Origin of the sequence: Vibrio sp. Vb339 (assembly GCF_902751245.1) — a bacterium.
Lineage (GTDB): Bacteria > Pseudomonadota > Gammaproteobacteria > Enterobacterales > Vibrionaceae > Vibrio > Vibrio coralliirubri.
This window is the reverse complement of sequence record NZ_CADDIS010000002.1, coordinates 440,546-462,023: the sequence shown is the minus strand read 5'-3', so window position 1 is coordinate 462,023 and position 21,478 is coordinate 440,546. Positions and strand designations below refer to the sequence as shown.

Annotated in this window: 16 protein-coding genes; 4 read left to right on the top strand and 12 right to left on the bottom strand. The window is 44.5% G+C overall.

What is annotated here, in order from left to right:
- Positions 1-3: 3 nt before the first annotated feature.
- The 12 genes from tssH to HRQ85_RS10825 all read right to left on the bottom strand — a co-directional run bounded on the left by tssH (position 4) and on the right by HRQ85_RS10825 (position 14,407).
- Positions 4-2,616, bottom strand: a complete 2,613-nt coding sequence (gene tssH / locus HRQ85_RS10880) for a type VI secretion system ATPase TssH (RefSeq protein ID WP_172379597.1) — start codon at positions 2,614-2,616, stop codon at positions 4-6.
- 47 nt (positions 2,617-2,663) lie between these two features.
- Positions 2,664-3,596: a type VI secretion system baseplate subunit TssG gene (locus HRQ85_RS10875; RefSeq protein ID WP_172379596.1), complete on the bottom strand. Its 933-nt coding sequence runs from the start codon at positions 3,594-3,596 to the stop codon at positions 2,664-2,666.
- 64 nt (positions 3,597-3,660) lie between these two features.
- Positions 3,661-5,412, bottom strand: coding sequence for a type VI secretion system baseplate subunit TssF (gene tssF / locus HRQ85_RS10870; protein ID WP_172379595.1), 1,752 nt, complete (start codon positions 5,410-5,412; stop codon positions 3,661-3,663).
- A complete protein-coding gene (gene tssE, locus HRQ85_RS10865; RefSeq protein ID WP_048606902.1) occupies positions 5,405-5,827 on the bottom strand; it encodes a type VI secretion system baseplate subunit TssE in 423 nt (140 codons plus the stop codon). Before tssE ends, tssF begins: the two co-directional genes overlap by 8 nt.
- Entirely contained in the window at positions 5,827-7,221 is a 1,395-nt protein-coding gene (locus tag HRQ85_RS10860; protein ID WP_172379594.1) for a type VI secretion system contractile sheath domain-containing protein, read from the bottom strand. The genes tssE and HRQ85_RS10860 overlap by 1 nt, the downstream gene beginning before the upstream one ends.
- Positions 7,222-7,259: 38 nt before the next feature.
- A complete protein-coding gene (gene tssC, locus HRQ85_RS10855) occupies positions 7,260-8,738 on the bottom strand; it encodes a type VI secretion system contractile sheath large subunit (RefSeq protein ID WP_172379593.1) in 1,479 nt (492 codons plus the stop codon).
- Positions 8,738-9,241, bottom strand: coding sequence for a type VI secretion system contractile sheath small subunit (gene tssB / locus HRQ85_RS10850; RefSeq protein WP_172379592.1), 504 nt, complete (start codon positions 9,239-9,241; stop codon positions 8,738-8,740). The genes tssC and tssB overlap by 1 nt, the downstream gene beginning before the upstream one ends.
- Positions 9,242-9,260: 19 nt before the next feature.
- Positions 9,261-9,782 carry a type VI secretion system tube protein Hcp gene (locus HRQ85_RS10845; RefSeq protein WP_017110736.1) on the bottom strand — a complete coding sequence of 174 codons (522 nt, stop codon included), beginning with the start codon at positions 9,780-9,782 and terminating at the stop codon, positions 9,261-9,263.
- A gap of 32 nt (positions 9,783-9,814) precedes the next feature.
- Positions 9,815-11,275 (bottom strand): type VI secretion system protein TssA, encoded by a 1,461-nt coding sequence (locus tag HRQ85_RS10840; RefSeq protein ID WP_172379591.1) that lies wholly within the window; start codon positions 11,273-11,275, stop codon positions 9,815-9,817.
- A gap of 219 nt (positions 11,276-11,494) precedes the next feature.
- Positions 11,495-11,794 (bottom strand): PAAR domain-containing protein, encoded by a 300-nt coding sequence (locus tag HRQ85_RS10835; RefSeq protein ID WP_017110734.1) that lies wholly within the window; start codon positions 11,792-11,794, stop codon positions 11,495-11,497.
- Positions 11,795-11,803: 9 nt separating this feature from the next.
- A complete protein-coding gene (locus HRQ85_RS10830) occupies positions 11,804-12,364 on the bottom strand; it encodes a DUF6931 family protein (RefSeq protein ID WP_048606891.1) in 561 nt (186 codons plus the stop codon).
- Between the two features lie 60 nt (positions 12,365-12,424).
- A complete protein-coding gene (locus tag HRQ85_RS10825; RefSeq protein ID WP_172379590.1) occupies positions 12,425-14,407 on the bottom strand; it encodes a type VI secretion system Vgr family protein in 1,983 nt (660 codons plus the stop codon).
- A gap of 372 nt (positions 14,408-14,779) precedes the next feature.
- On the opposite strand from HRQ85_RS10825, the gene HRQ85_RS10820 reads away from it, so the two are divergent.
- From HRQ85_RS10820 to prpC, 4 genes are all read left to right on the top strand, one after another.
- Positions 14,780-17,953, top strand: a complete 3,174-nt coding sequence (locus tag HRQ85_RS10820) for an HD domain-containing phosphohydrolase (RefSeq protein ID WP_172379589.1) — start codon at positions 14,780-14,782, stop codon at positions 17,951-17,953.
- A 392-nt stretch (positions 17,954-18,345) separates the two neighbouring features.
- The gene (locus HRQ85_RS10815) at positions 18,346-19,065 is read left to right on the top strand and encodes a GntR family transcriptional regulator (RefSeq protein WP_172379588.1); all 720 of its coding nucleotides are present in this window, start codon (positions 18,346-18,348) and stop codon (positions 19,063-19,065) included.
- 96 nt (positions 19,066-19,161) lie between these two features.
- On the top strand, positions 19,162-20,058 hold the full coding sequence (gene prpB, locus HRQ85_RS10810; protein WP_108162233.1) for a methylisocitrate lyase: 897 nt from the start codon (positions 19,162-19,164) through the stop codon (positions 20,056-20,058).
- Between the two features lie 147 nt (positions 20,059-20,205).
- A complete protein-coding gene (gene prpC / locus HRQ85_RS10805; RefSeq protein WP_172379587.1) occupies positions 20,206-21,420 on the top strand; it encodes a bifunctional 2-methylcitrate synthase/citrate synthase in 1,215 nt (404 codons plus the stop codon).
- Positions 21,421-21,478 lie beyond the last annotated feature (58 nt).

Below are 21,478 nucleotides of genomic sequence, written 5' to 3'. Positions count from 1 at the left end.
AACCTACTTAATCGATAAATCGAAGTCAGCACTATTGTTGGTTGCGCTAACGGTGACTTGAGTAATAGGTTCGCTTCGGCTTAGCCTTCCAATACACTCTTCAGCTAATCTCGGCATCAATGAGCGGTTAATGATTTGCTCGACTGCACGGCCGCCTGTTGTTGGATCGGTGTTACGGTCAACCACGAATTGAATGAAGTCTGCGTCCCAAGTAAAGGAAGCTTGATACTGTTCAGCCAGCTTTTTCTTGATTCGATTTAGCGAGATCTCAGTGATTTTCGCTAACTCTTCATCGTTAAGTGGGTAGTAAGGGACAATGGTGGTTCGTCCTAAGAAAGCGGGTTTGAAATATTGCTGCAGATCTGGACGAATCGATTCAAGTAGCTCGTCGTTGTCGATACGGTCTGTTGTCTTCGCACACACATCACAGATAGCTTGGTCAGCTGCGTTCGACGTCATGATGATGATGGTGTTTTTGAAATCGACAGTTCGGCCTTCACTGTCTTTGATATGGCCTTTATCGAAGATTTGATAGAACAAGTCGTGTACGCCAGGGTGTGCTTTTTCCATCTCATCCAACAGTAGTACTGAGTATGGGTTACGTCGGATAGCTTCCGTCAACACACCGCCTTCACCAAAGCCGACATAGCCAGCAGGTGAGCCGAGTAGCATCGAAATCTTATGTTCCTCTTTAAACTCGGTCATGTTAATCACGGTAAGGTCGTTGCTACCTCCGTACAGTTGCTCCGCAAGTGCCATGGCGGTTTCAGTTTTACCCACACCACTCGGACCACACATCAGGAACACACCAATCGGTTTACGATTATCGGTTAACCCAGCGCGTGATATGCGAATCGCTTTTGCGAGCTCGTTTTTCGCGACATCTTGCCCAATAACTCGAGTATTAAGCTCGTCTTCTAAGGTCAGCAGCTTGGCGATTTCATCACTCATCATGTTACCAACAGGAATACCGGTCCAATTTGCAATCACTTGAGCAATGGTGTTGTCATCTACCATGGCGTAAACAAGAGGTTCTTCACCTTGCAGGTCGGCCAACTCAGTACGCAGGGTGTCGAGCTGTTTTCGTTTGTTAGCGTCGACAGCATCTTGCTCTTGTTCTTCGGTGATCTCCTGTTGAACGGATTTGATTTGGTCAACTAACTCAATCTCTTTTTCCCAACGTGTGTAATACGCTGCCAATGCTTGTTGGTTTTCTTCGATTGATTGTGTGAGCTCTTTGATCAATTCAGCGCTATTTGAGAACAACGCATCTTCTTTTTCTAACGCCGACTTCTCATTTTCTTGGTAACGAATAGTTTGCTCTAACGTTTCCAATACTTCTGGTTTCGCACCTTGTGTCAGTGCGATTCGCGCACTCGCAGTATCAAGCAGGCTAATGGCTTTGTCTGGCAGTTGGCGACTTGGCAGGTAACGGATCGATAAGTTGACCGCCGCTTCAATCGCGGATTCAGCAATAAAAGCGCCATGGTGAGCTTGTAGTGAGGCCGCTACACCACGCAGCATTTGCATTGCATCTTCTGCGTTAGGCTCTTCAATCGTCACGACTTGGAATCGACGTGTCAGGGCAGGATCTTTTTCGAAGTACTTTTTGTATTCCGCCCATGTTGTCGCGGCGATGGTTTTGAACTCACCACGTGCCAAGGCTGGTTTTAGAAGGTTGGCCGCGTCGTTTTGTCCGGCAGCGCCGCCTGCACCAATAAGGGTGTGGGCTTCATCGATAAATACAATGATGGGTACTTCTGAGCTTTTTACTTCGTTGATGACGTCTTTTAAGCGGTTTTCAAACTCACCTTTAACGCTCGCACCAGCTTGCAGTAAGCCAAGATCTAAAGAGTGGATTTGTACGCCTTGTAGAGCACTAGGGACTTCGTCGGCTGCAATTCTTAACGCTAAGCCTTCAACTACGGCGGTTTTACCTACGCCGGGTTCACCGACCATAATCGGGTTGTTTTGGCGTTTACGACACAAGATATCAATCGCTTTTCTTACTTCGGCATTACGGCCAGAAATAGGATCGATATTGCCGTCAATCGCTTGCTGAGTCAGATTCACCGTGTACTTGCTCAGTGCGTCGTTTCCTGCGGGTGTGGTATCGACAGAGCCACCGGCTGAAGGCGTTGCAGAATTACGGGCAATAGGGGTTTTCTTTATCAGGCCTTGAAGAGATTCGAGTGAAACACTGCTCAGTGTTTCTAGCTGCAGGGTGCTGACGCCTAACACGTTCTGTTGCATCAGCGCTTGAATAAGATGCAAGCTGACGATTTCGCCATGACCATAGTTTACCGATGCAATCATCCAAGCATCTTTGATTAATTCAGTTAAGCCATGGCTTAGTGTCGGCTGACCTTCGCTGCCTTTTGGAAGCATAGATATTTTTTTGGAAAGCTCATTCACTAAGGCGTCTAATGACAGCTTTTGAGATTCGCACAACGCCATTAGCTTCGGATCTTTTTGGGAAATAAGCTGAAGGATCCAGTGTTCTGTTTCTATCGCTCCAACACCTTGGTTCATCGCCGCGCCCGCAGACGCTTCCAACGCTTGCTTCAGTTCGGGAGATAGCTTTCCTACTAAGTTAGTGAGAGTTACTTGTGTCATAGTCAATTCCTTGTATCTCTAAAATCTACACATTCCGTATTTATGAACTACAAAAGCAAAATCTTTACGGTTTCATTGGGGTTACGCTCAGGTGCAAGGTAGTCAATTTCACCCAAGCGAGCGGCTATAGAAACCTTGCTTGATAAACGGGGTTTGGTTAAATATGAACGTTTGACGTTCAGATAAATGGCAACAGGCGTGCTGTCTTTTAAATAGTGCTGAGTCAAAGACAACACGGCTTTTGCAAATTGGTCATCTTTTTGAATCTCGAGGAACTCATTTCTGTTCTTTGGGGTAACAAAAATACTCAAGTTGTTGAAATGAGCTAAACAAGTTTTGCCGACCAAAAAACCTTGTCCTAAGCGACTGTTAAAATCTCGATTAACACCAATGCGAGTTAACGAGTCGGTTGGCAATAGACGCTGTTCAAATGCCTTGCACTCCACTTCGATGGAGTAAGGGAAGAAGTCATTTAAAATCTTTTTCAGAGTCGTCAGGTTTCGGCTTTGTTGGCTTAGCAGTAGTGAATATTGGAGATACTCTTTGTGCTCTTTTCCAAGCGCAGCAAAGTGATTCAATAATGCAGTTTTCTTTGGCTTTTGCTCACTTTCAACGAGTAGCCAACGTCGAGCATTGGTTCGATAGGTGATTTCAAAGTGTCGTTGATTAAATACGTCCAGAAAATCTTGCAGCGAATGATCTTCATTGTGGATCGCGGCTAACAATTCTTCGTATATGTAATTAGGTATCACGCCTTTAACGCCCGAGAGCGCTTGTTTTGCCAATCTGAGTTTGGCTTTGTTTCCCTTTAACGAGAAGTATTGGATCTCTTGAGGGTTGCCAGTCGGCATCGCCTCCGATTTCAATTGGATCTGTATCGGCGCGCTACTTTGGGACTGAAGCTGCTCCAATAGCCTCATTGCCTGAGCGAAGTCGTACTTTTCAGGCTGAGCGGCTAGGTCTTCGATGAAAGGCTTCATATGTCCCCCTTACAGCCTAAGCTCTGGTTATTTTCAGTTCGCATCATTGCCGATATTCGCTGAGTTATAAGCACAATTGACTACCGTGAATCTTAGGATATTTTTTAACGACACCATCTCGACCGTAGATTCGGATCTTGAGTTGGATATATCGATCAAAGCTACAAAACTGTTGGAAGAAGCGATTCAGTACATCTGCAAACGCCAAGTAGGGTGAGGTTGCATCGAGTGTGAGTTCAATCTCTGTTCCTGGAGAGAATACGTTTTTGCCCAGAACGCGAATCGCAGACACTTGAGAGTTGAATGTGATCGAGTGAATCATCTGAATTTCAGCGCTCGATACTTGTTCTCGACTGCACAAACTCAACATATGCTTGAGGTCAGCAACCGGATTACTAGACTGCACCAGTGATGAAAAGTTTGTGTTCAGTAAGCTAATGAATTCCCAATGGATATTTTGGTCGACTTCCTTTGTTATGGGTGCCGAAGGCGGATAAATAGGTGAAAACTCACCGGGTAAATCAATACTCTCCAGGCATTCCAAAGTACCGCTTACGCCACACGCTTGCTTACCATTTGTACACAATAAGTGAGTACCAAGTAGCTTACTAAATTCAGCCTCTGGCGCTTCAGATAGCGAGATTGCGATGCTCATTTCACCAAAGTGATTGTGTTTACTTTGCCAGTAGTCGTATTGCTGATTGTGGGTGTATTTCTCTTTAAAAAGAGGAACTAACGGTATTTCACCGTTAGGCGTGATTTCATACACCTTCTGAATTTCGATGATTTCAATATTGTTGTCGCTATGCGCGTCGGCATTGACAGGAACTGAAAGGGTTCTGTGATCGTACGCAATAGGTTCGCCTGTCTGCTTAAACAAGTTAATCGCTGGCATTACGTTTAACTTGAAAACATCTTTATTGAATAGGCGGATAAATTCGGACGGCAAGGACGACATGAACAAGTTAATGATGATTTCTGACTTATCAAATTGGCCTGCGTAATCAGCAAAGTTCTTAAGCCTAAAGAACTGTCGCTTCTCTTTGAAAAAGAAGAACTCGTTAATCAGTTGGTAGCCCGTGAATTGATTACCATGCTCAGGTAAAAACTTAAACTCGAGATCGCTGATTCTATTTTTAAGCTGGTGGCTGTCAATGGTGACATGTCGAGTACATTCGTTGTCTGAGATAGAAATCGCTAAGGTGTTGTTGAGAAGAAGCTCGACTAGAGAATCCGCATTGTTTTCAAACCCTTTGACGAAGAAGTCGAGGTCATTCAGTTCTAAATGGCTGAAGTGTACTTCGGGGTCGCCGGTGTTCAGTGAGATCTGAACGACCGCTGAGCTTTGATTAGCCGATTTGGGTCTATTGAAGCTAAACGGAGCGCTTAGCGCTTTGATGTTGCCTAAGCTAAATGGCGCTATTTTGAGTTCATCAACCGTTCTAAATAGACATTCGTTCTTGGTGTTTGTGCTCGAAAACAGCGAACCCTTTGGCAAAGTACTCGATTCAATTGGGCCTTCTTCTGCGAGTAACTCAAGATAAGCAACGCTAGGAACGGTTTGTATATAAGAAGGATAGAGCACACCTAGTATACCTTCGATGACCTCAGGTAATTGCTCTGATAGTTTCTTTTCTACCTTAGCATTTAACAGTGCGACGCCATCTAATAGGCGAGCCATGCTAGGGTCTTCAATCTTCCCCTGATGAATATTGAGCTTCTCAGCGTGCATCGGGTATTCCTGACCGAACTGACCTAATGAACGGCGCACAAATGCCAGTTCTTGCTCGAAGTAACGCATAATAGGTTCAGTCATAGTTATCTTCTTCTAATGAGGTTGTTAGGTCACTTAATGCGATTTTGGAGTCAAAGATAAGGTCTTGTTCGCCATGACTTGTCTTAACCTTGGCGATGATGTTGAACGACAGTGAGTTGTCACCCTCTTTGCGCTCTCCAAGCTCTACCGAGATGTCATGGAGTCGTGGCTCAAAGCTTTTTATCCACGTTTCAATACGTAGAGTCAGCTGCGTTTTTTCAAGAGTGGCGCTCAGTAATTGAATATCTTCGATACCAAACTTTAAGTTAGAGCGATTGACTTCTATCAGTCGGTTATCGATATCTGTCAATGATGCCTCTGCTTCAAGTAGCTTGGTGAGATGGAACTTGATGTCTTCAATCTCTGCATCCTGATAGGGCTTTGAATCACTGATAAAGGTCTTCCAAAAACTCATTACGCCACCTCATTTAGGTCGGTGGTCAGCACAACTTCACCGCTGAAGTAATCAAACTGGTATTGAGGAACAATGCGCAGAGTGCAAGCGAAGCTGCCAGCTTGAGAGCTTGACTCTGTCACACTCACTTTGGCGAAGCTGAGGGGGTATTTAGATAAGGTCTCTTCATTGGCAAATGAAACGTTACTCGAGAACTTTTCAATCCAATGGGTCAAAAACAGCTCACACTCGGTTGCGTTGTTGAAGCTGCCGATCATCTCTCTGACTTGAACTTTTAGGTAATGAGCAATTCTGCAAGACATCAGTGTGGTTTGAATCTGTGTGAGCACTTTGTCATTGTCGTTTTGTCCGCACTGCCAAATTGAGTTGTTACCATTGAAGTAAAACTTATCGGTTAACGGGCTTTTCGCTAATGGGATAAAGCCGCTTTGAGCGTAGAAGTTCGACAGTTGGCCGAACAAGCTGATATCCGTCACTGGTTTTTGCAGGTGACTGTCGAAATAGTGATTGGTTGGTAGGTTAACGACGGCACCTTGCAGCTTGTCGTTCCAGCGGGATTTTAGGAAGCCAAACCAGTTCACGCGGTGAAACTCTCGCATGATAGTGGTAGCCAGTACCATATTGGCTAATCCCCAAGCCCCTTGACCTTGCTCGTTGTAAATGAAGCCAGCTCGTCGATTCTTGTATGCGTCTCTCAGGCGGATTTGTGGTAGCGCCATGCCAATAAAGCGAGAGCTCGGCTTACTGCGTAAATCCTGCCACGCTTTAAAGTCGGGGCCGGAAAGGATCTTATTGATACGTTCGATATCAGATAACCAATCGGCACCGCTTTCACCAAAGAAGGTTGATACGGGAGAGAACAACATAGGGCAGAGTGTCGCTTCGCCTAGTTTCCCTAACAGTTCTACGGTAAACAGATCGTCGTAGTCGGCGTCAAAATCGATGTCCATCGAGATAGGATGACTAAAGGTGATGCAACCAAAAGGGTGACCACCTAAGGTATTCAGTTCGTTATTACCAATCTTGTTATACAAGTCACTGGATTTGGTGGAATAGGCTTGATTGACGTCGCTAGAGATCTCCGCCCAGTTCATATCGAGCAGTTTTACATGCGCTCTTTGGTAACTGACGGGTAGGGAAACAAGCTGCTGAAGGCTTAACCAGTTACGTTCCAGTTTTTGAAACTCTGGCTCATGGAGGACTTGATCAAGCTGTAAACTGAGTTTGGAATCGATTGTTGATATAAGTGTAGATATCAATGAAATTAGTGAGGATTTAGAGCTTAAGGAGTGTTTGTCTAGCTCAGATAACAGAGATAAAGCCTCTTTCATAAAGGTATTATCTGTGTCATCTAATCGATTGAATTTGTTTTGCCATTCTGTATTTAACTTCATACAAAATTTTTGGCCGGATTGCTCCGGCCAAATCCATATTAGCCTGGAATCTTAGCAACCATTCGAACTGAGGTCGTCAGTTCTTCAAGTTGTAACCAAGGTCTTAGATGAGCGACAGCTGAGTATGCGCCTGGCTTACCCGGTTGCTCGACCACTTCAATGCGAGATTCACAAAGAGGTGTTTTTGCACGTTGCTCATTACCAATGGCACCCGCATTGGTGTATTGGTCGATCCATAGTTGCAGCTCTCGTTTGATATCCGGAGCTTCAAGATTCGAGCCTAACTTGTCGCGACCCATTACTTTCAGGTAGTGGGCGATACGGCTACTTGCCATGATGTAAGGAAGGCGAGCTGAAATTGCCGCATTTGCTGTTGCATCTGGGTCAGTGAAGGTTTTGGGCTTCTGAGTTGTTTGACCGCCGATGAACACAGCGTAGTTCGAGCTTTTGTAGTGAACCAAAGGAAGGAAACCAAGGTCAGAAAGCTCTTTCTCACGCTCATCTGTTAGGTTAACTTCTGTTGGACACTGCTGAAGTAGGTCGCCCGCTTCAGACTTGTACGTTAGGTTTGGAAGGTTCTCGACCTTACCACCGTTATCCAGACCACGAATAGACGTACACCAACCTGAAGCCGTGTAAGCTTGAGTCATTTTAACACCCAGATCGTACGCAGCATTAGACCAAACTAACTGATCATTGCTGGTTGGCTTAGGGTTACCATCCATATCAGTACCAAGCTCTTCATAAGCGAAGACATCAGTACTCAAACCTTTGTCACCATAAGGTAGGCGAGCAAGAGTTCGTGGCAGTGTTAGGGTTACGTAGCGAGCGTCATCACTCTCACGGAATGAATTCCATGCAGCGTAAGCAGGAGAGTCGAAACCTGCAGCAACAGGCTTGCCTTCAGAGAATGTTTGGAAGTCATTAAACTCGAACATCTCAGCATTGGCAGCAGCCACGAATGGTGCGTGACACGCTGCAGCAACTTCACCCATGTAGCGAAGTAGAGCAACATCTTCATCTTTCGCGCTGAACTCGTAATCACCGATGAATGTGCCGTATGGTTCACCACCCGCTGTACCAAACTCACCTTGGTAAACCGCATTGAATAACGGGCTACGGTCAATCGCTGGCGCATCTTCAAATTGATCAAGCAGCTCTTCTTGAGTGTAATCGACCATCTTGATCTTTAGATCACGACCAAGTTCGCTCTCTTTAACGAGTTTTTGTAGACCACGCCAAGAGCCTTCAAGCTTCTGTAAGTCTTTTTGTTGCATGACTTCAGATAACTGTTGAGATAGCTTCTTGTCTATCTCTGAGATTGCGTTTTCAATTGTTTTTGTAACGTTCTTATCCCACGTCACGGTGCCAGAAAGAGCTTGTTCTGTAAGTACAGAAAACAGTTCTTTTGTCGTGTCTGCAGGAGTTTGAGTGGTTGCTTCAATCGCACGGTCTAGGAAGCTCAGTGAGCCTTCCGCTGCTTCCGGCTGCGCTTGATTCTCAGTTTCAGTACTCATTACTCAGCTCCTTCTTCTTTAATGCCAAGCTCATCAGAAAGAGCATTAATCGTATCTGCATTTTGTAGAACTTCTTTAAGCAGCTTTTCTAGATCGCGTGAACGATCGGCTTTAGAAAGAAGTACCTTCAGTTGATTACGGGTTTCGACGAGTTTTTTAAGCGGTTCAACCTGTTCGATAATTGCCTCAGGTTCGAAATCTTTCATCGAGTCAAACTTAAGGCTCGCTTCAAACTGGCTGTCATCACCGGCAAGTACATTGTCTACTTTTAGGGATAATTCAGGGCCAACACGCTTCATTACAGTGTCGAAGTTGTCTTTATCAACGTTATAGAAGGTACGATCTTCCACTTCTTCTTTGTCTTGCTTATGGCCAGAGTAGTCACCAATAACCCCAACAACAAAAGGGAGCTCTTTGGTTTCTACAGCGCCATTAGTCTCAACGTCATAGGTAATACTTACGCGGTTCTTACTTACGCGTTTATGTTGGGAATTTAGTGCCACGGTAACTCTCCTTGTTTAATTACTTAGCAGTTGAAGTAACTTTAGCTGTAGTAGCATCGAAGCCAACCTCAGGGCCTTTCTCGATCTTACCGCCGTCTGCTTCAATGTAGTAAGCCTTAGAAATTTCTGTGTAGGTTAGGCTGAAAGACTCGCTTGGAAGTGAACCGTCTGTGCCAGACATGTTGTAGCTAGACATACGAGCCATCTTAAGCGTTAGAATCAGATATGGATCAGCACCAGAACCTTCACGGTTTGGTTTTGTCATAACGATTTCAACAGTGCGACCTTCTGGACCCGGCGCATATAAGAAAGTGGTTAGATGAGGTGTTGCACCATCACAGCCACGAGTCATGTTGACTTCACCAAGAGCAACCATACCTTGGTCCGCATTGTTTGCATTACCTACATCGATACCAACACCACGTACTGCACTCCAAGAAACGCTATCAAGTGCAAAGAATCCATCTTTACCCCCGATTTTTTCTACCGTTGCTGCACCTTTTGGTGTCGTACCATCAATTCTCATAAAAATAGAAGCCATTACTTTCTCCTTGCTCAACGCATTAATGTGCTTTACCACTCAAAATCTTGCAGGCTGCTCGATGATGAGTTGGAAGTCGGTTCAGATGTTTGGTTTGTATCTGTCGTACTATTTGAACTATCAGGAACTGGCGATACTGCCGCTGGCTCTTCAATAGTCGGTGTTGCTACCGGAGTTCTCTCCGGAGCGGAAGTCATTACTGGAACGGACTTTCCGGACAAATCGGTTTTGTCTAGGTTGTCCATTCCTGTCATTTGATTGATTTGGGCGATGACACTTTCATTGCCAACCATTTCTTGGAGTAACTCTGGGAAGCTCATGTAGCCCCAACGAATTGAACGTTCGAGTAAGAATGCAATAGGGCTATGAGGTTCTGTTTCTTTAAAGTACTCAGCTATTTTTCTAATTTCTTGAAACGCATGATCGCGATTAACAATGCCGTTAATGCTCGAGACGTTTTGAACAATCGTTTGAGTCTGGTTTTGAGGGGCAAGGTTGCTTAGTGCTTGGATGTCACTAGCCACGCTTCCGTTACCTTGATTTACCGGATTACTTGACCCTGAATTTTGGCTTGTTTCAGTTGTTAGACTCGAGTCATTCTGGGGAGCACTAGCTTGCATAGGTGCCGAGTGTGTCGAATCGTCTTGTTGAGGTGCTTCTGTTGAATTTTGGATAACGTGGAAGTTGTCATCCAGAGGCCAAGGAGCGAATTTTTCTCCAACGAGGAAATGTATCGCTTTAATTAAGTCACGTACGTTTGTCTTAATGAAGTTGAAGCTGATTACGGTCGCACCAACAGCTTGGCACTTTTCAGCTAAGTTTTTCTCAGCAATCTCTAATTCACTAAAAATACTCGCAAGTAGATAGAGTGTTTCTGAAACACTTCCATCAAATGAGCCTAATGCTGATTCTTTTAGCTCTGCGATATTGCCTTTACGCTCAGCAGTGAGGTAATCACCAAAAGTAACGCCTGCACAAAAATCAAGCATTTGAAAAGGAATATAAACGGAGCTTGAATCAACAGACTCACCAACGAGTTGAAGTAGGGGTTTAGTTTTAAATTCAGTGATTTCCTTTGCTTTCCCTGCATCGTCAGAAGCTTTGAGTTTAGCTTCCGGAAGCATAGGGTTTAGCGTATCCCAAAATTGGTCGATGAAAAGGTTTAAAGTCGGGATAGCATTCGCAAGGTTGTGAAATGGTTGAGAAGTAAAAAGTTGGCTTGTGATGTACCAACCTAATATCTCTAAGTCTTTAGATTGTGAGGTCAGCGTTTCCTCTGAAATCTTTCTTAATTCAGCCCAGTTGTCTGTATTGGTATCGACGATAGCGGGATCAGACGATGCATCAGGCGTTTCAACCAACTGTCGAAATGAGGATTGAGCGCTATTGTAAACGTTTCTCAAACTGCGATAGGCACTTCGATCTAACTTCAAATAAGAGCCTGAAGGCTCTTCATCCGAGATTGGAACAAGTAGGCGAGCGATTTCTGTCATATACATCCTGTAAAAATCTATTGTTATCCTGATCGCACCAAAGTGTCATATTTGATACATAATCCTTATGTTTCGTAAACACTTGTTAACATTTATTAATTCTAGAGCTTTTTCGTGAAAAGTCTCATGCAAAATAGATATTTACTCAAAACTTTGAACTTCATCTAAGAAAGTGGACCGATGTCACGGTTTCTTGAAACCCTATGAAAAGTAAGGTATTTAACCTCCAATCATCACAGTTGGCATACCTAGAACAATCGTACCGCCGTGGCTGGTTGTATCTCCCATGCGTGCTGCTGGTTTACTCATTATGAGCACAGTGGCACTGCCTTTGATGATGCTATCAGGAGGCCCGACACATACGCACATGTCCCCAAGCGTCGCGGCTGGCATATTGCCAATGAGAACTGTTGGTACTCCGGGCCCACTGATTGGCCCACCTACGTGAGGGATCGGCGGAACAGCGGGTGTCTGCATTGGGCAAACGTGCATGTCAGTTAATCGTGCGGCTAACGTCATCAGTAACTCCTATGCCTTACTGCCTTTGGCAAGCTCAAGGGCAATTCCAATAGATTTCTTATAGTACTCGTCGGTTTTATCCCAATTGGGCAGTGCTGCGGAGTGGTTTATCGCGCCTGCTACCGCTTTCGAATACAGAAAAGGGTCTGGAAGTACATTGGGTAAATCAGGTGCCACAATGCTGCCAGAACCATTCCAAAATACCGCTTGAGCTAACCAAGAAGGCCCGCAATTTAATTTGAGCTTATTAGAGAATAGTTCACTCTTGCGCCTTTGCTCTTCTGATGGCGATTTGACCCACGCTTTAGCTGTGGAAATACATTGCTTTTGCATTGCAGACCAGACGTCATTTCTCGCATCGAGCGTGTGCGCGCCCCACCAAATCGCTTCTCGAACCGGTAGTCCGTGAGCGAGAAACTGAACCAAATCGAAATAGAGCTCGTTTTCCAACAACGCTTCAATGGAGTCATCAATATTGAGTTCTTCATCGATCAGAGCTTGAGCTTCATCAGAGCTTGAGAACCTATCGAGTAACTGTCGGCCTGTCTGATACGGAATCTTTTTATACATGTTTTTGTTCTACCTAAATTTGTACTGCGGCGTGGTTTAAGTGCTGGCGATTTAAATTCGCTAATTCACCTTAACAATCGCACCTTTTAACTCACCCATCACGCCACCATCGAAAGTGCCTTTGAGGCCGGATTTAAACTCAGCACTTAATGAACCTTCTGCTGAGAGGGTAGTATCGGCTTTAATCGCGACACTGAGGCCTTTAATGCTGTTGGAGCTCGTTGCTTCTAGAGCCGTGGTAACGCCTGAAATCTTGTTTGCAGATGTAGCCTTGCTGGTCACGTTCATCCCTTCGAGATTGAGCGCACTGCTGGCTTTGATATCAATATTGCTAGCTTCGATACTGATTGAAGATGAAGACATGGTGATCTTACTTGAGCCAACGGTCAGCTCTATCTTGTCATCGGCTTCAAGTGAAATGGATTTGCCTTTCTCACTGATCGCTTTATCCGAGCTAAGTGTGTAGTTATCTTCTGTTGAGACGGTCACTTGCTTGGTGGTTTTCTGAAGCAACTCACCTTTGATCGTTTCAGTCAGATTGTTCTCGACTTCTTTGGTGAAATCTTTGGTCGCGTGCATGTACAACAGCTCGTTATCTTTCTTGTCATCGAAATAGAGCTCATTCGCTAAGCCACTTAATTTGGTGCTAATGCCTGTTTTTGTGGCGTTCGCCTCTTTATAAGGTGGAGGGTTTTTACTGTTATAAACGCTTCCTGTGATAATCGGTTGGTCAGGGTCGCCATCAATGAAGCTGACTAACACCTCTTGTCCGACTCTCGGAATAAACTGAGCACCGTAACCGCTGCCAGCCATCATCTGAGCGACACGCACATAGCAACTTGTTTTGTCGCCAGAGGCTTCGGTATCCCAATGAAATTGAATACGTACACGGCCTTGATCGTCTTGATTGATTTCACCTGCCGTACTGCCTGCGACAATCGCGCTTTGCAAACCGTGGATTTTGGCTTTGTCTCTCGGTGACGGGTAATTCGGAATTGATGTATCGAGAAGGGTAAGTTTAGCCTCACAGTGATTATCTGTGTTGTATCGAATGTGAAGTTCTGAGACCAGATAATCGCCGAGTTGAGACTTATCTAAATGGGAAGATAATGAGAACCAAGTGCCTAATTCAAATGAATCGTGTTGAGCTTCGGCTTCAACGGTTTGATAACTTTGTTCAAGCTGCTCTATTCGCCTTTTGACTAGGTTGCTAGCGAGATCTTCCATCCCACCAGTGATACCAAGGTTAGGGTAAAACTGCTTGGTCAATTTGGTATTGTTGGCGATCTTATGGCTGGATTTCTTCTCTTTACTGCTCACCAATTTGGTTTGTGAGTAGTCGTAGTTGGTTAGCTCAATGCTAGCACCATGAAATTGCCCCTGTGGCATCCATTTGTTGATTAATGGATTGCTGCCTGATGGGACCTCAATCATGTCTAGCTTGCCAGCATCCGATTTTTGAAAGGGGCTTTGCGCATCTTGCAGCATCATTAGATGGTCGGAATCGCTGTGTTGGAAAAAGTAGTGAACGCCTTCTTCTGCAAGCAATCGGGTTACGAAATCAAAGTCGCTTTCATCGTATTGAACGCAATATTCGCGTTTAGACGAAGGCATTGTGCCCGTCTTATATGAGCCACTGAAGCCTGCTTGGGTCAACACGTCTGAAACGATGTCTTTCGTTGATTGGTTTTGGTAAACGCGGAAAGAGTGGGTGTGCTTCAATAACCAGAACCAAGGCCTTAGAGTGACGCGGTAACTAGAGTACTGCAGGTTACCGTCCATACCCAGTAATTGAACCTGCGTAACAATACCGTTGAATACTCGCGTAGCGGTCAAATTATCGGTGTCGTTAACGAAGCGGGTAATAGAGAGCTTTTGCCCCAATTGATTATCGATGACAAAGTTTTTTGAGATGATGGTTAGTTCGATTTTAAAAGGCTTCGATAAGTACTCAGAAATAGCAAAATCGCTGACTGCATGCTCGTTGCTTTTAGAATCTTTTGCCACAATAGTACTGGCAGAAGGGGAGAAATTATCCGTCATAGGCTCGCCTGATAATGCTCGAAGATGTTCTGACATAAGGTTATGTCGATACTAACGAACTGACTTAATGTTAAAGTTTTATATCTAAATTTATAGCATAAAGTAAATAATATAATAAGCCTGACAACAAAGGCGTGAGGTGTTTCCATTTTATGAAAACTAATACCATTAAATTAATTATGGTAATTGGCAGCTGATTTATATTGTTAAATGTCATTTAAATACAATGATATTGCGACGTAGAAGGGGATATAGGGAGATGTTGAATAATATATAGAATAATGTGTTGCTAGAGATAGTATGCCGTAGTAATAATATAAATATTGCTAGCATGTTACATTTCTGGGCTAGTGGTTATTCAAGGATAGAATAATGGCAAACACAAAAATCTCGTTGCGGTTTACCGTGGGAGGGATGTTTTTACTTGCGACGGTGCTGACGGCGATCGTGGCGGTTTCACTTCAATACTACTTCAGTAAGAAAATGGCGACCGAGCATACCTTGTCGAAGTTGACCATGGTATCTCAGGATTTAAGCGACTATATCGGCAACGTCGATTCAGATGCGATAAATACCGCTCGCTTACTCTCTTCAGTGCATCGCTCTATTAGTCATCAAATCTCTCGCGAAGAGTCGCGTGGGATTCTCTCAGAAGCGATAAAAGATAACCCTCTTTTTTACAGTATTTATATAGGCTCTTCTAACGAACGCTTCTTCCAAATTATCAATCTGGAATCTTCTCCTTTTGTTAGAGAAAAAATTGGTGCCGATCGCTCAGACCGTTGGGTGGTGATCGAGATAAGCGACAGGGAAGCAGGTCGTATCCGCACGACTAAGTATTACGACCTTGAGTTTAACCTCAGAGACTCAAAGACTGAGCCAAGCAATTACTTTCCCACGACACGACCTTGGTATGTTTCCGCGAATACTGAGACAGTTGAAAAAACACAGCCTTATCTTTTCCAACACCTTCAGATCACGGGACAAACTTATTCCTTAGCTTTTGAATCAAAGGCCGTTGGTGACACGCAACATGTAATCGGCATTGATATCGTGTTGTCTTCGTTAGCGAGTAAGTTATCTGCGAGTGCGTTAGGTTTAGATGAAGACAGTCAAGTTGAGTCTTTTTTGTACTCTAAATCGGGCAATATTATTGCGTCTAATCGAGACACTGAAACGAAACATGTACTCCCTCAAACAAGTAAAATCGATTGGACTGCTCAGCAACAAGCCGTCATTGAGAACACGCCTCCTTTGTTACTCTCTAACCAAAGCGATTGGGGGCCAATGGATTTTGCAGTATCCGGACAGCCACACGGTTATGCGATTGATCTTCTGAAAATGATCAGTGAAATGAGTGGCGTTAAATTCGAGTTTGTTAATGGTTTTTCGTGGGCCGAGTTAACGGGCAAATTTCATGAGGGAAGCATCGATGGTTTGCACTCTATTCAGAATTACGCAAGCAACGGAGTAAAAGGCTTATATACGGATGCTATCTATGAGTTGCCTTTCTCTGTCGTCACGCGAGAAAACGCACAAACTGTCTCAAACTATGGAGATCTCAGCGGCAAAAAGGTGGCGATTTTATCTGGGTGGTCGGTGATTCCTCAACTCAGAAAGGATTTCCCAAATATAGAGCTTGTTGAGTTTCCTAGTATGGAATTGGCATTTGATGCTGTTGATCGTGGTGAGAGCTTTGCAGTACTCGACGCTAAGCCTGTGTTGGAATTTTCATTGGATAAGTTTTTCCATGCAAGATTGAAAGTTAATGAAGTGCTGTTGGATCTTAAAGCCAATTACCCAAACCAATTTCACATTGTGTTGCAGAACAAACATCAGCAGCTACTACCAATCCTAAATCAAGCCATTCGCGCACTCACTGATGAACAGATAGCAGTGTTGTCACAAAAATGGTTTCATCATCATGCTCTCAATACAGGCACAACCATTCCTTATACTGAGCTTTATGAACGTACTGCGACAGCCACTGCCGAAGGCGAAATGGTTAAAATTGTGCTCAATGGAGAACCTAAGCGTCTTTATCTGAAAAAGATTGAAACGGGCGAGCACTACTCTGAATATTTTGCCGTTGCGATACCGGAAGCGGAAATCTACAGCGCGGTAAACAAACGAGTTGCTACGTCTATTGGTGTGACGGTGCTTCTTATGAGCCTAACCTTGCCAGTAGCTTGGATCTTTGGTGCGCCTATTGTTCGCCCGATCCGTCAACTCAAAGCTGAAACGCAAAAAATTAGGCAGCGTGATTACGACAATGTGTCTGTGCTTAATACGCGAATCAAAGAGGTGTGGGAACTGTCTGTGGCAGTGAAAGGCATGGCTGCAGAGATTAGACAACATGAACAGACACAAGAGGCGTTTGTGGAATCGTTTATCAAGCTTATCGCCCAAGCTATCGATGATAAATCCGCTTATACGGCAGGGCACTGTAATCGTGTACCAGAACTCGGCTTGATGTTGGCTGACGCAGCTGAGAAATCACAGTCCGATCATTTCAAAGATTTTGAGTTTAAAAATGATGATGAACGTCGTGAATTCAGAATTGCGGCTTGGCTTCACGATTGTGGCAAGATCACGACACCTGAACACATCGTCGATAAAGGTACGAAGCTAGAAGCGAACTACAACCGAATTCACGAGGTGAGAACTCGATTTGAAGTACTTTGGCGTGATGCGGAAATCACCGCTTTGAGAAAGCAACTTGAAGGTCCGCTAACAACGCAGCAAATTTCCGATGAGCTTGCGACAACCAAACAACAGCTACAAGATGACTTTGCTTTTATCGCGACATCCAACGTTGGTGGTGAATTCATGAGTGATGACAAAGTCGCTCGCATTCGCTCGATAGCTGAGACGACTTGGACACGTAATTTTGATGATCAACTTGGTTTATCGCCAGTAGAGGCGTTAAATCGAGAACCGAGTTCGAGCTTACCTGCGACAGAGCCACTGTTAAGTGATAAAGCAGAGCATATAGTGAAAAGAGATAGACCGTTAGAGTTTGACCCGAAACATCAAATCAAAATGGATGTACCTGAGCATTTATACAACCTAGGCGAAGTCTACAATCTGAGTATTGCACGCGGTACGTTGACCGCTGAAGACAGATTCAAGATAAACGAGCACATGCTTGGCACGATTAAGATGCTTGAGAATCTGCCATTCCCGAAAGAGCTAAGCCGTGTTCCACGCTATGCTTCGACGCACCATGAAACACTCAAAGGTACGGGATATCCAAGGAAACTGACTGGTGATGACCTTTCAATTCCAGAACGTATTCTGGTGATCTCCGATATTTTTGAGGCGTTGACCGCTGCGGATAGGCCTTATAAGAAGGCGAAGCCAATCAGTGTTGCTGTCGACATCATGTATAAAATGGCGTTGGACGAGCATCTCGATATCGAGCTGTTTAGGTTGTTCTTAACCAGCGGTACTCACCTGCGTTATGCAGAAGAGTATTTGAAGCCGGAACAAATTGATTTCGTTGATATCAACAAATACCTAGAAGTTACTCGTCAGATAGCTTGATTAAAGGTTGGCTTGTTAGAACGGGTTCGATGAATGAAAGGCGCACATGAGTGCGCCTTTTTTATATCTGTTTATCGGTGAGCAGGAGGATAGACACAAAGGGATCTGCGTTTGACAAGTTCGGCTATAAGTTGTCGACACATTGATTTAAAATGATTTTAGGGTAGATATCGGGTTAGTGGTTATTAATCTTTTTAAAGTTATAAATAACAGGTGGTTAAGTTGTTTTTGGTGTCTTTTTAGGTGAGTTTTTATCGTCTATAAAAAATACTACCTTAGTCTAAATTGTCGACAATTTGCTTGATTGTCGACAATTTAATCGTGTATTTTATATTCATGTTATGGAATTGTTGACAATTAAGGTTCAGCAATCAGAAGTGAGCAGCGTGAATATGAATACTGCGATAAAAGATCTCAGCTTAAGTGCAAACACTAAGACGCGTGTGAGCGACAAAGAGAACACTAAATCAGAAAACCTCACTGAGTATCTTGTTGAGGCGATTGTTAACGGTGAATTACCACCAGGCAGTAAGATCTCGGAGCCTGAACTGGCTAAACGCTTTGAGGTAAGCAGAGGTCCACTACGTGAAGCGATAATGCGTGTTGAAGGGCTTGGCTTGATCGAACGCATTCCTCATGTAGGAGCTCGAGTTATTACCTTTTCGGCAGACAAACTACTCGAGTTGTACGCAGTGCGAGAGGCATTGGAAGGCATGGCGGCTCGCTTAGCAGCGCGACATATCACACAAGAAGAGCTTGTCGGGCTTGAAGGATTATTGTCGACACACTCAAAACACATCGATGAAGTCGAAGGTTCTTCTTACTTTCATCAACATGGGGATTTCGATTTCCATTACCGCATTATCAAAGCGAGTCGTAACAGCAAACTCATTTCGTTGTTGTGTGACGAGCTTTATCACCTATTACGTATGTATCGCTACCAATCGCCAAGAGCACAGTCTCGTCCCAAAGAGGCGCTCGATGAACACAAATACATCCTACAAGCGATTCGTAATCGTGATGAAGAGCTAGCAGAAATGCTAATGCGAAGACACATCTCGGGAAGCAGATTGCTTATAGAAAAACAAATTCAATCCAAAGATCTTGAATAACTGGCGACTGGTATTTGCCAGCGGTTCTTCGCTGGCGAGAGCTAAACATCAGTAGTCATATAGATTAGAAATTAACAATTAACAGGGAGCGTCATTATGAAGTTATCAGCAGGAGCTAAGTTCCGACAAGCTGTGCAAGACAACGACCCATTACAGATCGTCGGCACGGTGAATCCGTATTGCGCGATGATGGCAAAGAACTTGGGGCATCAGGCTATCTATTTGTCGGGTGGAGGCATCGCCAATGCGTCTTATGGTTTGCCTGATTTAGGTATTACGACATTGAACGATGTGTTGGTGGATGTTGAACGTATTACCAACGCGTGTGACCTGCCATTGCTGGTGGATATCGATACGGGGTTTGGCGGAGCGTTTAATATTTCACGTACCATTCGAGCGATGGAAAAAGCGGGTGCAGCTGCGATTCACATGGAAGACCAAGTCGCGCAAAAACGCTGTGGTCATCGACCAAATAAAGCGATTGTGAGCCAACAAGAGATGGTCGATAGAGTCAAAGCGGCAACCGATGCTAGAACCGATGAGAGCTTTGTGATTATGGCGCGTACGGATGCATTGGCGGTTGAAGGCATTGATAGTGCGATTGAAAGGGCGATTGCTTGTGTTGAAGCGGGCGCTGACATGATTTTCCCTGAGGCGATGAATCAACTCGATCAATACGTGAAGTTCTCGGCAGCGCTGAAATCAGCAACGGGTAAACACGTGCCTATTCTTGCGAACATCACTGAGTTTGGCCAAACACCACTCTACAACTGTAGCGAGTTAGCCCAATCAAGTGTCGATATGGTGCTTTATCCACTGAGTGCATTCCGCGCGATGAACAAAGCGGCGGAGAATGTTTACAAGCACTTATTAGTTGAAGGCAATCAAGAAGCTCTGTTGGATTCAATGCAAACCCGTAAAGAGCTTTACGAACACCTTAATTACCACGACTACGAGAACAAGCTTGATCAGTTGTTTTCAAGTGAAGGGTAAAACCAGTTTCAATTAATCAAAAATCAACTTAATCCAATAACGTGAAATGGTTAGTCGCCATATCCAGTACCGATGATAAAGATCATCGGACACATAAACAGGCAGCACCAAAGAGTGCAGGCGGCTAACACAGAAAAGGAGTTCACCATGTCTGTATCTTTGAGTGATAAAGCAGCTGTCGAAAAGGCTTTAACAGAAAACCAACAACAAAGCGAAAAACCCGAAAGCAAACCAGCTAGCGCACCTGCAATCGGTGGTGCTGGTCTACGTGGCCAGAGTGCGGGAACCACGGCGCTATGTACCGTAGGTAAATCAGGAACCGGATTAACCTACCGAGGTTATGATATTACCGATCTTGCTAATCATGCTCAGTTCGAAGAAGTGGCGCATCTGTTACTAAGAGGTCATTTGCCAAGTGAAAAAGAGTTAGACGATTACAAAACATTGTTGATTGGTTTGCGTGGCTTGCCTCAACCTTTGAAAGCAGCACTAGAGCTTATCCCTGCAGACGCTCATCCAATGGATGTGATGAGAACGGGTTGTTCAATGCTAGGTAATCTAGAGCAAGAGTCTGACTTCTCCGAGCAACTGCCTGCGACTGAACGAATGCTCGCGCTTTTCCCTGCCATTATTTGTTATTGGTACCGCTTTAGCCATGATGGCGTGCGAATTGATACTGAAGATAAAAGTGAAGCCTGTCTGGGTGGCTACTTCTTGAAAATGCTAACGGATAAAACACCTAGTGAACTTCATAAGAAGGTGATGCACTGCTCGCTAACCCTTTACGCGGAACATGAGTTTAATGCTTCAACCTTTGCCGCTCGTGTGTGTGCATCAACGTTGTCGGATATTCACTCGTGTGTCACCGCAGCGATTGGTACGTTGCGAGGCCCTTTACATGGCGGTGCGAATGAAGCGGCGATGGAAATGATCCAAGATTGGCAAACTGCTGATGAAGCAGAAGAGAACATCATGAATATGCTCGCCAACAAAGACAAAATCATGGGCTTCGGTCATGCCATTTATCGTGAGAGCGATCCACGAAATGCGCTAATCAAGCGTTGGTCAAAAGAGCTAGCTCAAGAGGTGGGTGATAAACAGCTTTACGCCGTTTCAGAACGTGTTGAAGCGGTAATGAAGCGCGAGAAAGGCTTGTTCTGTAATGCTGACTTCTTCCATGCATCGGCTTATCACTTCATGGATATTCCAACCAAACTGTTTACTCCGATCTTCGTGATGAGTCGCCTTACGGGTTGGACGGCGCACGTGTTCGAACAGAGAGAAAATAATCGCATCATTCGTCCAAGTGCAGACTACACCGGCCCAGAGCATCAAGACTGGCTGCCTATTCATCTACGTTAGTCCTCTATATCGAACCGACTTATGTCTTGAGGTGACTTTGTCTTCACATGATAAGACC

What these genes read in the sequence shown, in the direction of transcription:
- HRQ85_RS10845 (WP_017110736.1), bottom strand. Translation starts at nt 9,782, where the DNA reads ATGGCTTCTATTTTTATGAGAATTGATGGTACGACACCAAAAGGTGCA.
- tssE (WP_048606902.1), bottom strand. Translation starts at nt 5,827, where the DNA reads ATGAGTTTTTGGAAGACCTTTATCAGTGATTCAAAGCCCTATCAGGAT.
- HRQ85_RS10830 (WP_048606891.1), bottom strand. Translation starts at nt 12,364, where the DNA reads ATGTATAAAAAGATTCCGTATCAGACAGGCCGACAGTTACTCGATAGG.
- prpC (WP_172379587.1), top strand. Translation starts at nt 20,206, where the DNA reads ATGTCTGTATCTTTGAGTGATAAAGCAGCTGTCGAAAAGGCTTTAACA.
- tssH (WP_172379597.1), bottom strand. Translation starts at nt 2,616, where the DNA reads ATGACACAAGTAACTCTCACTAACTTAGTAGGAAAGCTATCTCCCGAA.
- prpB (WP_108162233.1), top strand. Translation starts at nt 19,162, where the DNA reads ATGAAGTTATCAGCAGGAGCTAAGTTCCGACAAGCTGTGCAAGACAAC.
- tssF (WP_172379595.1), bottom strand. Translation starts at nt 5,412, where the DNA reads ATGACTGAACCTATTATGCGTTACTTCGAGCAAGAACTGGCATTTGTG.
- HRQ85_RS10840 (WP_172379591.1), bottom strand. Translation starts at nt 11,275, where the DNA reads ATGACAGAAATCGCTCGCCTACTTGTTCCAATCTCGGATGAAGAGCCT.
- HRQ85_RS10835 (WP_017110734.1), bottom strand. Translation starts at nt 11,794, where the DNA reads ATGACGTTAGCCGCACGATTAACTGACATGCACGTTTGCCCAATGCAG.
- tssC (WP_172379593.1), bottom strand. Translation starts at nt 8,738, where the DNA reads ATGAGTACTGAAACTGAGAATCAAGCGCAGCCGGAAGCAGCGGAAGGC.
- HRQ85_RS10815 (WP_172379588.1), top strand. Translation starts at nt 18,346, where the DNA reads ATGAATACTGCGATAAAAGATCTCAGCTTAAGTGCAAACACTAAGACG.
- HRQ85_RS10825 (WP_172379590.1), bottom strand. Translation starts at nt 14,407, where the DNA reads ATGACGGATAATTTCTCCCCTTCTGCCAGTACTATTGTGGCAAAAGAT.
- HRQ85_RS10860 (WP_172379594.1), bottom strand. Translation starts at nt 7,221, where the DNA reads ATGAAGTTAAATACAGAATGGCAAAACAAATTCAATCGATTAGATGAC.
- HRQ85_RS10875 (WP_172379596.1), bottom strand. Translation starts at nt 3,596, where the DNA reads ATGAAGCCTTTCATCGAAGACCTAGCCGCTCAGCCTGAAAAGTACGAC.
- HRQ85_RS10820 (WP_172379589.1), top strand. Translation starts at nt 14,780, where the DNA reads ATGGCAAACACAAAAATCTCGTTGCGGTTTACCGTGGGAGGGATGTTT.